The following is a 12,872-nucleotide window of genomic DNA, read 5'->3' on the forward strand; positions in this document are numbered from 1 at the left end:
GCGGCTACAGGCGGCGACTTTTGTACGGGGCACGCGCGCCAGAACCTATACTAGCGAAATGAACGAACCAGTACATTTCGACAACCGCAGCGTCCGCGCCAAACCGCTGGCGGTGCGGGAAACTACGCGTACCAACGACCCCGAGCGCACCATGGCCAACATCATGGAGGTGGCGATGGCCGAGTTTGCTGAAAAGGGTTTGGCCGGCGCGCGCATCGACGAGATAGCAGCCGCCACAAAAACCAGCAAGCGCATGATTTACTACTATTTCGAGAGCAAAGAAGGCTTGTATCTTAGGGCCCTCGAAGAGTCGTACCGCCGCATGCGGGAGATCGAAAGCCAGCAGCACCTGGAAAACCTGGAGCCGTTGGCCGCCTTGCGCCGGCTGGTCGAATTCACCTTCGATCACCACGCCAGCAACGAAAACTACATCCGGCTGGTGATCGCGGAAAACATGAACAGAGGCCAGTACCTGGCCCAGAGCAAGAGCATACAGGCGCTGAACGTGCCGGCCATTTCCGCCATTCATGGTCTGTACGCGCGGGGTGTGGCCGCCCGCGTCTTCCGTCCGGGGCTGGACCCGATCGACATTCACGCCTCGATTTCGGCACTGACGTTTTTCAACGTCTCCAACCGCCACACCTTCGGCCTGATTTTCAAGCGCGACCTCACCGCGCCCGACGTGGTGGCGCAGCGGCGCGCCAGCATTGTGGACATGGTCGAACGCTTCTTGCGCCTTCCCTGAAAACCCGCAGCCCGGTAACCACCGGCCACGCAACGCTGTAGTGGTTTACCCCTATAAATAAAACTAACCAGTTCGTACAAAATACGCCCACTGTTGGAGATACCCATGTCCGAAAAAATGATCGACCACTACTGCAAGCTGCTGTCGGCGCTGATGGTTCTTTGCCTGGCGCTGATGGTCGTCATGGTGTTTGGCAACGTGGTGGCGCGCTACGGCTTCAACTCGGGCATCACCGAGTCGGAAGAGCTTTCGCGCTGGCTGTTCATCTGGGTCATCTTCATGGGTGCCACGGTGGCGGTGCGCGAGCGCACGCACATGGGCACCGACATGCTGCTCACCAAGTTGCCCGCCGCGCTGCAACAAGTGGCGCTAGCGCTGGGCTATGGCCTGATGCTGTTCGTCACCTGGCTGATGTTTGAAGGCAGCCTGGCCCAGACCCGTATCAACTGGGACGCTGAAGCCCCGGTTACGGGCCTGTCCATGGCCTGGATCTACAGCGCGGGGGTTGTGTTTTCGGTGGCCAGCGGCGCCATGCTGGCGCTGGACCTGTGGAAGGTGCTGACCGGGCGCCTAACCCTGGTACAGCTGCACATGCCCCAGGGCCTAGAGCCCACCGAAGCCGACCTTGCGGCGCACCCCAACAAAAACTGATTCGGACACGCCGGAACCACCATGACCATTGCCATCTTTTTGGGTGCCCTGATTGGCGCCATTGCCCTGGGCATCCCGATCGCTTACTCGCTGCTCATTTCGGGTGTGGCGCTGATGCTGCATCTGGACATGTTTGACGCCCAGATCCTGGCGCAAAACGTGCTGGAAGGCGCCAACAGCTTCCCGCTGCTGGCGGTGCCCTTCTTCATGTTGGCCGGTGAAATCATGAACGTGGGCGGCCTGTCCAAACGCATCGTCAACCTGGCGCTCACGCTGGTGGGCCATGTGCAAGGCGGCCTGGGTTTCGTCACCATTCTGGCCGCGGTGATGATGGCCTCACTGTCGGGCTCTGCCGTGGCCGACACCGCCGCCCTGGCCGCTTTGCTGCTGCCCATGATGGTCAAGGCCGGCCACGACAAAGGGCGCTCGGGCGGCCTGATCGCGTCGGCCGGCATCATCGCGCCAGTCATCCCGCCGTCGATTCCATTTGTGATCTTTGGCGTGGCCGCCAACGTGTCCATTGGCAAGCTGTTCCTGGCCGGTATCGTGCCTGGCGTGCTCATGGGCGCGGCCATTGCCATCACCTGGTGGCTGGTGGCGCGCAGCGAAGGCGCCAAGACGCCGCCCAAGGCCACCCGTGCCGAGCAGCTCAAGGCTTTTCGGGAGTCCACCTGGGCGCTGGTTCTGCCGGTGATCGTGCTGGTGGGCTTGAAGATGGGCGTGTTCACGCCCACCGAAGCCGCCGTGGTGGCGGCGGTCTACGCCTTGTTTGTGTCCACCGTGGTCTACCGCGAGCTCAAATTGACGCAGCTGTACGCGGTGTTTCTGGGTGCCGCCAAAACCACCGCCATCATCATGTTCCTGGTTGCGGCCGCAGCGGTAAGCGCTTGGCTGATCACGGTGGCGCAGTTGCCGGACCAGCTCATTGAGCTGCTGCAGCCCTTCCTGGACCGCCCCACCCTGCTGCTGTGCATCATCATGGTCTTGATCCTGCTGATCGGCATGGCCATGGACCTCACGCCCACCATCCTTATCCTGGCGCCTGTGTTGATGCCGGTGGTGAAGGCGGCGGGTATCGACCCGGTGTATTTCGGCGTGTTGTTCGTCATGAACGGCGCCATTGGCCTGACCACCCCACCCGTGGGCACGGTGCTCAACGTGGTGGCCGGTGTGGGCAAGATGCGCATTGACGAGGTGGCCAAAGGTGTTCTGCCGTTCATGTTTGCGCAGATCTGCGTGCTGTTTCTGCTGGTGATCTTCCCCGAGATCGTGATGGCGCCGCTGCGCTGGTTCTATTCCTGACCATTTTTACCCCCCTCTGCGTTGTGATGGGTACGCCCTCGCAGGGGTTCTGATTGCCGGCGTCCCGAGACCGATACTGGAGACAACCTCATGAAACGTGTGTTCATCAAAACCGTTCTGGCCACGGTGGCCCTGGCCGCCATGGGCGTGGCTTCTGCTCAGACCAAGACCATCAAGTTTGCCAACCAAAACGCCAAGGGCCACCCCATCGTCATGGGCATGGAGAAGTTTGCGGAAATCGTGGCGACCAAGTCGGGCGGCGCACTGAAGGTCAACGTGTTCGCGGGCGGCGCTCTGGGCAGTGACCAAGCCAACGTCTCGGCCCTGCAGGGCGGAACGCTGGAAATGGCGTCCATGAACTCGGGCATCTTTGCCAGCTTGGCCAAAGAGTTCGCCATTTACGACTTCCCATTCATGTTCGCCAACATCAAAGAAGCCGACGCGGTGGTCGACGGACCCTTTGGCAAAAACCTGCACGCCAAGCTGAACGACAAAGGCATTGTGGGTCTGGCCTACTACGAGCTGGGCTTTCGCAACATCACCAACGGCAAGCGCCCCGTCAACAAGGTGGAAGACCTGGAAGGCCTGAAACTGCGCGTGATCCCCAACCCGATCAACGTGGACTGGGTCAAGGCCCTTGGCGCCAACCCCACGCCCCTGCCGTGGCCCGAGGTGTACGCAGCGCTGGAGCAGCGCGCCGTGGACGGCCAGGAAAACCCGGTGGCCACCATCAATTCGGCCAAGCTGTACGAAGTGCAAAAGCACCTGACGCTGACCAATCACCAGTACAACCCGCAGTCGGTAGTAATCAGCAAGAAGTTCTGGGAAAAGCTCACACCGGCCGAGCAAAAAATCATCCAGGACGCCGCCACCGAGTCGGCTAAATACCAGCGCGCGCAGTCGCGTAGCCAGGCCGCCAGCATTCTTGAAAACCTCAAGAAAAATGGCATGCAGGTGACCGAGTTGCCTCCGGCCGAAATGGCCAAACTGCGCAACAAGATGACCCCGGTGATCGCCAAGTACTCGGTATCGGTCGGCCAAGAGGCTGTGAAAGAAGTGCAAGCCGAACTGGCCAAAGTGCGCAAGTAAGCCTTGCCCTGCGCAGCACGAGCGGGCCAGCCACCTCGGCAACGGGGTGGCACCCCTTGCAGGCTGCGCAACCCGCAATAATCAGGGCGATCACCGAACCGACCGAACCCACACCATGAAAAAAATCCTCATCCTCAACGGACCCAACCTCAACCTGCTGGGCACCCGCGAGCCAGCGCAATATGGGTACACCACGCTGGCCGATGTAGAAGCTTTTTGCAAAGCCCACGGTGACCAGTTGGGCTACGAGGTGGAATGCTTTCAGAGCAACTGGGAAGGTGCCTTGCTCGACAAGCTGCACGAGTACGGCCGGCTCCATAAGGAAGGCCTCGTCCTGGGCGTGGTGTTCAACCCGGGCGCTTTCACCCACACCTCGATTGCGCTGCACGACGCCATCAAGGGCGTGGAACCGCTGCCGGTGATCGAATGCCACGTGTCCAACGTGCACGCCCGCGAAGCCTTCCGCCACCACTCCTGGGTGTCGCCGGCTGCGGCGGGCATTGTGGTGGGCTTCGGGGTGGACGGCTACCTCATCGCCATGGACGGCCTGGTGCGCAAGTGTGTGAATTCGGCCGCCACACAAAAGCCCTGAGGGGCTGAGCGCTGGTTGCGGCAGCGCACCAACGCCAAACAGCCGGCGAAACCGTTACACGACACCAGCAAACCAGGGGTCGCACGCTCCCGTTTTTGCGCGATAAACGAACGGCTTAAATCGACTAACGAACATCGAGCTTAAAAAAAGCGACCGAAACGCCGGCTGCCGACAAACGCCCCCACCTATACACTCGACCCGCCAACATGATCACCGGCAACACCGAACTCATCGCCCACATTGGCTACCCGACGCACACCTTCAAGTCGCCCATGATCTACAACCCCTACTTCGAGCAGGTGGGTGTGAACGCCGTGGTGGTGCCCATGGGCTGCAAGCCCGTCGACTACCCGGCGTTTCTCAAAGCGGTGTTCAGTCTGACCAACGTCCGGGGCGCACTCATCACCATGCCGCACAAGGTGGTGACGGTAGGTTTGCTGGATGAGGTCACGCCAACCGTGAAAGTGGCCGGCGCCTGCAACGCCGTCAAGCGTTTGCCCGACGGGCGCCTGGTGGGTGACATGTTTGACGGTGCGGGTTTCGTGCGCGGCGTCATGCGAAAAGGCCTGGCGCTCGGCGGCGCGCGGGCGCTGGTGGTGGGCAGCGGCGGCGTGGGCTGTGCCATTGCGGCCTCGCTGGCGGGCGCGGGCGTCGGTGCCATCAGCCTCTTTGACGTCAACACCGCGTCGGCCGAGGCGCTGGGCCAGCGTATCCGAGACCACTACCCGGCCATCGACGTGAAGACCGGCAGCAACGACCCGGCGGGCCACGACCTGGTCGTCAACGCCACGCCACTGGGCATGAACGAAGGCGATCCGCTGCCGCTGGACGCAACGCGCCTGGACGCAAGCACTTTTGTGGGCGAGGTGGTGATGCGCACCGAAATGACCGCTTTCTTGCGCGCCGCCCAGGACCGCGGCTGCCGCGTTCAGGTTGGTTCCGACATGCTGTTCGAGCAGATCCCGGCCTATCTGGAATACTTCGGCTTTCCCACCACCACCGCCGAGGTGTTGCGCTCGGTGGCTCGCTTGAGCTATTGAGCCCCAACCGGCGGCGCTTACAGCCCACCACACAGGCCACCTTGACCGACGCCAGACACCACCACCCCACGCTGGGCATTTTGCTGACCGTTTGCGCCACCCTGTGTTTTGCGTTGCTCGACACCGTGTCGCAATACGTGGGGCCCCTGGTGCCCGTGGTCATGGCGGTGTGGTTGCGCTACGTCACGCAAACCCTCATGACCACCGCCCTGCTCTGGCCCAGCCAGGGGCGTGCGTTGCTGCGCATGCGGGCGCCCGCCTGGCACCTGGGCCGGGGCGCGCTCATGGTGGGCTCCAGCGTGGTGGCTTTCCTAAGCCTGCGCCACATCCCGGTGGGCGAGTTCACCGCCATCATGATGCTGGTGCCGCTGGTCGTCACGCTGCTGGCCGCGCTGATGCTGCGCGAACAGGTGCCCACGCTCACCTGGTGGCTGGTGGCGGGCGGGTTTGCGGGTGCGCTGATCGTCATCAGACCCAAGGGCAGTGACTTCAGTGGCGCCATGCTGCTGCCGTTGTTGCTGGTGCTCGTCAATGCCAGCTACCAGATCGTCACCAGCCGCATGGTGAAAACCGAAGACCCCGGCTGCATGCATTTCTATACCGGTCTGCTGGGCCTGGTGTGTTGCTCGCTGGTGTTGCCCTGGGCCTGGGCGCCCATGGCCGACTGGCGGCTGTGGGCGCTGGCGGGTCTGCTGGGCGTGTTCGGGTCCACCGGCCACTACCTGCTGATTCAGGCCTACCACCGCGCCCCTGCCTCGCGGCTCACCCCCTACATGTACGCCCAAATTGGTTTCGCCACGCTCGCGGGCTGGCTGGTCTTTGGGCACACCCCCGACGCCTGGACGGTCGCCGGCGTGGCCCTGATTGCGCTGTGTGGCGGCCTGGGTGTGCGCGTGCGCCACGGCTGACCCGCAGCAACGTGACGGAGCGCCAGACGCCTACTGGTCGTGCAGCGGCAGCGGGAAGTCGTAATCTTCGTCCAGCGCGCGCCCGGCCATGTAAGGGAGCATGCGGGCCACGAAGACCTCACCGATCCACTGCCGTGTGGAACCGTCAACCTGGGCCGGGTCGGCTTGCAAGGTGAGGCTGCTGAACGCGGCAATGCCCACGTCGATGGACACATGCACGGGCACTGGATGGGCACCCACCTCGCTGTCGGCCGGGGTATCGCATTCGATCCGCCAGGCCTCCAGAAAGCGCTCAAAAAACCCCACTGTGCCACGGCGCCACACCTCGGCCACGTACACATTCCAGACGCTCGACGCTTCGGTCACGAAGCCCCAGGAAAACTCGTACACGCGCTCTGGTGCGTCGTCAAAAATCCCGATGCCCCGCACATCTTCTCGCGCCAGAAACTCGGCGAACAACGGCCCTGGGCCAGAGGGTTCTCCCCGCACAAAGCGCTGCACTTCATCCAGCTGCACGTGAAAAAACGGCCTTGGGTCAGACCACGAACGCTTGGCGCGGTTGATGAGCCTGGAGGTGGCATCCACGCTTTTTTGCGCGGTGATGCAGCGGTCCATAAAGGTTCTCCGGCCTTCGGGCGTCGAGATCAGCGCCACGGTTTCGTCAAACGCCGCATCGTCTCGCAGTTGCCCCTCTTCACGCATGCGCAGCACGATGTCGAGCATGGAATTGCGGGTGATGTGCTCGATGGTGTAAGCCATCTCACCGCCCTCGAAGTCTTTCATGGACTGCTGGATCCAGGCCATGGTTTCCAAGTGAGAAAGGCCTTCGGGTGCCCGCGGCATGTCGTTGAACAGTGCCCTGAGCACCCTGACCGTATCCAAATCGCTGGCCATGTTGGCTCCCGTGGTAACTGGTGACGTCTGTCGGAGCGTCGTTTGCTTACTTGTAAAACACCTCGACCTTGCCCTTGATCTTCATCAGCAGCGGCTGGCCCTTGCGGTCCACCGTTTTGCCTGCGGGCACTTTCACCCAGCCTTCGCTGATGCAGTATTCGGCCACATCAAAACGCTCGCGGTCGTTCAGGCGAATGCCAATGTCGTGCTCAAACACAGCGGCCACATGGTGCGGGCTGCGCGGGTCGATAGAAAGGCGGTCGGGCAGCGCTGGGGCTTGGGTCGCGTCGGTCATGAAAAAGCATTCACAGAATAGGAAGGAGCGGTGATTTTCCCGGATTTGGCCGGGCCTGCACGGCGCTGGGGCGACAAAGCGTGAAGCAGCCCGCTTATCACCCTCGCAGAAGCACCCGGTAAGGCTCAGCCACCCAGGCCAGCAAACACGTTTTGCACGTCTTCGTTCGCGTCGAGCGCCGCCAGAAAGCTTTCCACCTCGTCCAGCTGTTCGGGGCTCAGGCTGCCGGGGTCGATCGGGTTCTTGGGCTTGTAGCCCAGCTTGGCCGACAGCACGGTAAAGCCCTGCGCAGGCAGCGCGCGGCTGACCAGGTCCAGATCGGTCGGGTCGGTCATGAACACGGTCACGCCGTCTTCATCGCCCACGTCGAAGTCTTGTGCCCCGGCTTCAATGGCGGCCATTTCGGGGTCGGCGCCCGGTTGGGCGGGTTCGGCCTCGATGATGCCCACATGGTCAAAGTCCCAAGACACCGAGCCGCTGGTGCCCTGCTGACCCTTGCGAAACAGCACGCGCATGTCCGACGCGGCGCGGTTCACGTTGTCGGTCAGGCACTCGATCATCACCGGCACGCGGTGCGGTGCGAAACCTTCGTAAATGACGTGTTCAAAATGCACCGCCTCGCCAGTGAGCCCGGCGCCCTTCTTGATGGCCCGGTCCAGCGTTTCTTTGGGCATGGACACCTTGCGCGCCTGTTCCACCACCAGACGCAAGCGCGAGTTGGCGGCCGGGTCAGCGCCGTGGCGCGCAGCGATCATGATGTCTTTGGCCAGCTTGCCAAACAGCCGCCCTTTGGCGTTGGCCGCCAGATCTTTGTGTTTTGCTTTCCACTGCGCGCCCATGGGTGTTCCTTGTGTTGTGGCTGACCAGAGCCCACAAGTTTAGTGGACCCCGGCCTGCCACCCGGGGCCGGCACGCGCGCTCAGGCTTTCCTCAGCAGCTCAGCGTCAAACGGCAGGCTGCGCAGGCGCTTGCCGGTGGCGGCAAAGAGCGCATTGGCCACCGCCGGGGCAATGGGCGGCGTACCCGGCTCACCAATGCCGCCCGGTTTCTCGGTGCTGGCCACGATGTGCACCTCCACCTTGGGCATCTCGGTGCTGCGCAGCAGCGGATAGTCGTGAAAATTGCCCTGCTCCACCCGCCCGCCTTTCAGGGTGATCTTGCCGTACAGCGCTGCACTCAGACCAAACACAATGCCGCCCTCGATCTGGCGCTCGATGATGGTGGGGTTCACCGTCATGCCGCAGTCCACGGCCGCCACCACGCGGTGCACCCGGGGAGTGCCGTCGGGGTTCACCGACACCTCGGCCACTTCGGCCACGTAGCTGCCAAAGCTCTGCGCCACCGCGATGCCGCGAAACACACCCGCGGGCAGCGGCGTGCCCCAGCCGGCCTTTTGTGCCGCCACGTCCAACACCTGCCGGTAGCGTGGCTGCTTGTCCAGCAGGGTTCGACGAAACGCATAAGGGTCTTGGCCCGCGGCCGCCGCCATTTCGTCGATGAAACTCTCCATGAAAAAGATGTTTTGCGAATGGCCCACCGAGCGCCAGAACCACACACTCGGGCCCGGCTCCTGGCGGCTGTAGGCCAGCCGCTGGTTCGGGATGTCGTAAGGGTGATCGGCAATACCTTCCATGGCAAAGGTGTCCACGCCGTTGTCAGGAATCTTCATAAAGCCCGACGCCGCCATGATGGAAGGCGAGGCCACCCCCGCTTTCAGCACCGAGGCCTTGCCGTCGGCGCTCAGGGCGCCGGTGAACCTGGCCACGGCCGCGGGCCGGTAGAAGCCTGCAGCCATGTCATCTTCGCGGGTGTAAACCAGCTTCACCGGCGTGCCGCTGAGCTTGGACAGCAGCGTGGCGTCCACCACAAAGTCGGGCGCAAAACGGCGGCCAAAGCCCCCGCCCAGCATCAGGGTGTTGACCTTCACATTACCGGCGTCCACCTGCGCCACCTGGCTCAAAATGCCTTGCAAGGGGCCCTGGCTCTGCGTACCGGCCCAAATTTCAACGCCTTCGGGCCTGACCCAGGCGGTGCAGTTCATCGGCTCCATGCAGGCGTGCGCCAGGTAGGGCGCTTCGTAGGTGGCCTCCAGCATGCGTGCGCCCTGGGCGTCGGCGGTCCCGGTTTGCAGTGCCACCGCGCCAGGTGTCGAAGCGCCTTCGGTCAACATGGCCGTGACCTTGGCCGAAGACAGGCCGGTGTGCGCACCCAGGTCCCAGTCCACCCTCAGGGCGTCGCGCCCCTTCTTGGCGGCCCAGTATCCGGTGGCCAGCACGGCCACACCGCTGGGCAGGCTGATCACCTGCTTCACACCCTTCACGGCTTTGGCCTGGCTGTCGTCGAGCTTGGCCACCTTGGCGCCAGGCAGCGGCGCGCGCGCCATCACCGCCACCAGCATGCCCGGCAGGGTCACGTCGATGCCATACAGCGTGCTGCCATTGGTCTTGCCCACGGTGTCCAGGCGCGCCTTGCGCTGGCCTACGATCTTGAAGTCCTTCGGTTCTTTCAGCACCACCTGCTTGGGCGCTTGTTGCTTCGATGCAGCTTCGGCAAGCACGCCATAGGTCAGCTGCTTGCTGCCGTGGATCACCTGGCCCGCTTCGGTGCGGCATTCGCTGGGGGGCACCCTCCACTGTTCGGCGGCGGCTGCCACCAGCATGGCGCGGGCGGTGGCGCCGGCGTTGCGCATCACGTCCCAATGGCCCCGCACAGTGGTGGAGCCGCCGGTGGCCTGCATACCAAAGGCCGGGTTGTTGAAGGCGGTATGGGCTGGTGCCTGCTACACGCGCACGCTGGCCCAATCGGCGTCCAGCTCTTCGGCCATCAGCTGCGGAATAGCCGTCAGCACGCCCTGCCCCATTTCGGACGAACCGCAGATAACGGTGATGCGGTTGTCGGGCGTGATCCGCAGCCAGGCGTTGGGTGCAAAGCCCACCTCGCCCGCCGCGAGCGCGCGCCCGGCGAGCGGCACGGTGAAACCGACCACGAGCGCAGCGCCCGCGCCAGCCAGAAAGCCACGGCGGGTGGTGCCCACAGGGCCATCCATCTCGGGGGTGTTGGGTTGTTTCATGATCAGGCCGCCTTGCTCAATGCGACCGCGGCGTCCTTGATGGCGGCCTTGATCTGGTTGTAGGTACCGCAACGGCAAAGGTTGCCGCTCATGGCTTCGTCAATCTGGCTGTCGCTGGGGCGGGTGTTGCGGGCCAACAGTGCACAGGCACTCATGATCTGACCCGACTGACAGTAGCCGCACTGCGGCACATCGTGCTTGACCCACGCCGCCTGCACCGCCTGGCCCGCCTTGGTGGCACCCATGAACTCGATGGTGGTCACCTGCTTGCCAGCTGCCGTCGAGATGGGCGTGGAACACGAACGCACGGCCACACCATCCAGGTGCACCGTACAGGCACCGCACAGCGCCATGCCACAACCAAACTTGGTTCCGGTAAGTTGCAGGTCTTCGCGCAGCGCCCACAGCAAGGGCATGTCGGGCTCGGCGTCAACCGCCGCCGTTTTTCCGTTGACATTCAAACTGACCATGTTGTCTCCTGGGGGTTGCCTGCGGCCTTTGGCGGGCCGTTCGATCCGGCATTGTTCAGGTTTGGCCAGCAACGCACAACAGCGCGGTTTGAATGGCCCCTTCAAGCGGTCGCGAAAGGGACAAGGGTTGTGGCCTGCTCAGCCGCTTGCGCCACGGTTTACGGGGCTGCGTCAGGGCTGCAGCCGCCCAGCGCCACCTGCAACATGTCAACAAAGGCGCGCGTCTTGGCCGGCATGAGCTTGCGCCCCGGGTACACCGCCCAGGCGGTGCTGGTGGGCAGCGTCCAGCCGGGCAACACACGGCGCAGCGCGCCGCTGCGCACATCGGCCTGGGCAAAACCGTCGGGCACGGCGGCCACGCCGGCACCGGCCCGCGCCAGCCGAATCAGCATCTCGGGTGAGTTGGCACTGGCGCGCCCGGCGGGCACACCGCTCCAGCGCTGGTCGCCTTGTATCAGCGTCCAGGCCGCTGGCTCGCCGCTGCCACGCATCAGGCGCACGGCCGCGTGGCGCGCCAGGTCGTCGGGGCTCTGCGGGTCGCCGTGTTCGGCCAGGTAGTCAGGCGAGGCATACAAGCCGTGGGTAAACACCGCCAGCTTGCTGGCCACCAGCAGCGCGTCGTCAGGCAGATCGCCCATGCGGATGGCCACATCAAAGCCTTCGCCCAGCAAGTCCACCCGCCGGGGCGACAGATCCAGCTCCAGCGAAATGGCGGGGTGCAGCGCCATGAAGGCGGCCAGGCTGTCCACCAGCAGCAGGTTGGCAAAGTCGCTGGGCATGGACACGCGCAGCCGCCCGCTCGGCGCCGCCTGGCGCTGCTCGCGCAGCACGGCCACGGCGTCCATTTCGGCCACCACCTGGCGCGCATGCTCCAGCAGTTGCAGACCAAATTCGGTGACGGTTTGGCGCCGCGTGGTGCGCAGCAGCAGGCGCTCGCCCATGCGCTGTTCCAGCGCTGCCAAGCGGCGCGATACGGTGGATTTGGGCAAGCCCAGGCGCTCGGCCGCGCGGCTGAAGCTGCCCAGCTCGGCCACGCGGGCAAAGATCAGCAAATCGTTGGGGTCCACCCCGTATTCAGCGCTTGATTGTTCCACCATAGCAACAATCATATCCATTTCAAGGGATTTTCAAGACGATTGATCCACCTTAAAGTCAACGCATCGAACAACGCTTTTCAAGGAAAACACCATGAACATCCTGCAAATCAACGCCAGTGCCCGCCGCGAAGGCGCCAACTCCACCAAAGTGGCCAACAGCGTGGTCGAGCGCCTGAAAGCGGCCAACCCCGCCGCCACGCTCACCCTGCGCGACCTGGCCGTGACGCCACACCCGGTGCTGGACGAAGCCGCCCTGGGCGCCCTGTTCACTCCGGCCGATCAGCGCAGCCCCGAGCAAGCTGCCCGCGTGGCGCTGGACGACGCGCTGATTGCCGAAATCCAGTCGCACGACACGATCGTGCTGGGCGTGCCCATGTACAACTTTGGCGTGCCGGTGCAGTTCAAGGCCTGGATCGACGCCATTGCCCGCGCCGGCACCACCTTCCGCTACACCGCCACCGGCCCCGAAGGCCTGCTGACGGGCAAGACGGTGTACGTGGCCCTGGCCCGGGGCGGCCTGTACCGCGACACGCCCAACGATTCGCAGGTGCCTTACCTCAAGGCTGTGTTGGGCTTCCTGGGCATGACCGACGTGCGCTTCATCTACGCCGAAGGCCTGGCCATGGGCCCGGAAGCGGCGGCCAAGGGCTTTGCCCAGGCCGAAGCCGACCTGGAAGCGGCCCTCACTTGATTTGACACGCCCCGCCCCGTTTCACCAG

General features: G+C 63.8%; 13 protein-coding genes and 1 pseudogene. 8 read left to right on the top strand and 6 right to left on the bottom strand.

The annotated features are described in order from the left end of the window. Positions 1–58 precede the first annotated feature (58 nt). From AC4QBL_RS09615 to AC4QBL_RS09645, 7 genes are all read left to right on the top strand, one after another. A complete protein-coding gene (locus tag AC4QBL_RS09615; RefSeq protein ID WP_472907169.1) occupies positions 59–745 on the top strand; it encodes a TetR/AcrR family transcriptional regulator in 687 nt (228 codons plus the stop codon). A 105-nt stretch (positions 746–850) separates the two neighbouring features. Further along, a complete protein-coding gene (locus tag AC4QBL_RS09620) occupies positions 851–1,396 on the top strand; it encodes a TRAP transporter small permease (RefSeq protein WP_472907168.1) in 546 nt (181 codons plus the stop codon). A gap of 21 nt (positions 1,397–1,417) precedes the next feature. Then, on the top strand, positions 1,418–2,698 hold the full coding sequence (locus AC4QBL_RS09625) for a TRAP transporter large permease subunit (RefSeq protein WP_472907167.1): 1,281 nt from the start codon (positions 1,418–1,420) through the stop codon (positions 2,696–2,698). Between the two features lie 90 nt (positions 2,699–2,788). Continuing rightward, positions 2,789–3,787 (top strand): TRAP transporter substrate-binding protein, encoded by a 999-nt coding sequence (locus AC4QBL_RS09630; RefSeq protein ID WP_472907166.1) that lies wholly within the window; start codon positions 2,789–2,791, stop codon positions 3,785–3,787. Positions 3,788–3,902: 115 nt separating this feature from the next. Next, positions 3,903–4,379 carry a type II 3-dehydroquinate dehydratase gene (gene aroQ, locus AC4QBL_RS09635; protein ID WP_472907165.1) on the top strand — a complete coding sequence of 159 codons (477 nt, stop codon included), beginning with the start codon at positions 3,903–3,905 and terminating at the stop codon, positions 4,377–4,379. A 206-nt stretch (positions 4,380–4,585) separates the two neighbouring features. Continuing rightward, positions 4,586–5,419, top strand: coding sequence for a shikimate dehydrogenase family protein (locus AC4QBL_RS09640; protein ID WP_472907164.1), 834 nt, complete (start codon positions 4,586–4,588; stop codon positions 5,417–5,419). Positions 5,420–5,460: 41 nt separating this feature from the next. Further along, positions 5,461–6,327, top strand: a complete 867-nt coding sequence (locus AC4QBL_RS09645; protein WP_472907163.1) for a DMT family transporter — start codon at positions 5,461–5,463, stop codon at positions 6,325–6,327. A gap of 30 nt (positions 6,328–6,357) precedes the next feature. Here AC4QBL_RS09645 and AC4QBL_RS09650 read toward each other — a convergent pair whose 3' ends face one another. The 6 genes and pseudogenes from AC4QBL_RS09650 to AC4QBL_RS09675 all read right to left on the bottom strand — a co-directional run bounded on the left by AC4QBL_RS09650 (position 6,358) and on the right by AC4QBL_RS09675 (position 12,171). After that, the gene (locus AC4QBL_RS09650; protein ID WP_472907162.1) at positions 6,358–7,221 is read right to left on the bottom strand and encodes a hypothetical protein; all 864 of its coding nucleotides are present in this window, start codon (positions 7,219–7,221) and stop codon (positions 6,358–6,360) included. A 46-nt stretch (positions 7,222–7,267) separates the two neighbouring features. Further along, a complete protein-coding gene (locus AC4QBL_RS09655) occupies positions 7,268–7,516 on the bottom strand; it encodes a DUF3297 family protein (protein WP_472907161.1) in 249 nt (82 codons plus the stop codon). A 125-nt stretch (positions 7,517–7,641) separates the two neighbouring features. Next, the gene (locus AC4QBL_RS09660) at positions 7,642–8,355 is read right to left on the bottom strand and encodes a YebC/PmpR family DNA-binding transcriptional regulator (protein ID WP_472899737.1); all 714 of its coding nucleotides are present in this window, start codon (positions 8,353–8,355) and stop codon (positions 7,642–7,644) included. Between the two features lie 80 nt (positions 8,356–8,435). After that, positions 8,436–10,586 (bottom strand): annotated as a pseudogene (locus AC4QBL_RS09665) (xanthine dehydrogenase family protein molybdopterin-binding subunit). Positions 10,587–10,588: 2 nt separating this feature from the next. Then, the gene (locus AC4QBL_RS09670; RefSeq protein ID WP_472907160.1) at positions 10,589–11,056 is read right to left on the bottom strand and encodes a (2Fe-2S)-binding protein; all 468 of its coding nucleotides are present in this window, start codon (positions 11,054–11,056) and stop codon (positions 10,589–10,591) included. 158 nt (positions 11,057–11,214) lie between these two features. Further along, complete coding sequence (locus AC4QBL_RS09675; RefSeq protein WP_472907159.1) at positions 11,215–12,171, bottom strand: LysR family transcriptional regulator; 957 nt, start codon at positions 12,169–12,171, stop codon at positions 11,215–11,217. A 73-nt stretch (positions 12,172–12,244) separates the two neighbouring features. Here AC4QBL_RS09675 and AC4QBL_RS09680 point away from each other — a divergent pair, with 73 nt between their 5' ends. Then, positions 12,245–12,844 carry an FMN-dependent NADH-azoreductase gene (locus AC4QBL_RS09680; RefSeq protein ID WP_472907158.1) on the top strand — a complete coding sequence of 200 codons (600 nt, stop codon included), beginning with the start codon at positions 12,245–12,247 and terminating at the stop codon, positions 12,842–12,844. The last annotated feature ends 28 nt before the right edge of the window (positions 12,845–12,872 follow it).

Source organism: Hydrogenophaga sp. L99 (genome assembly GCF_058731905.1).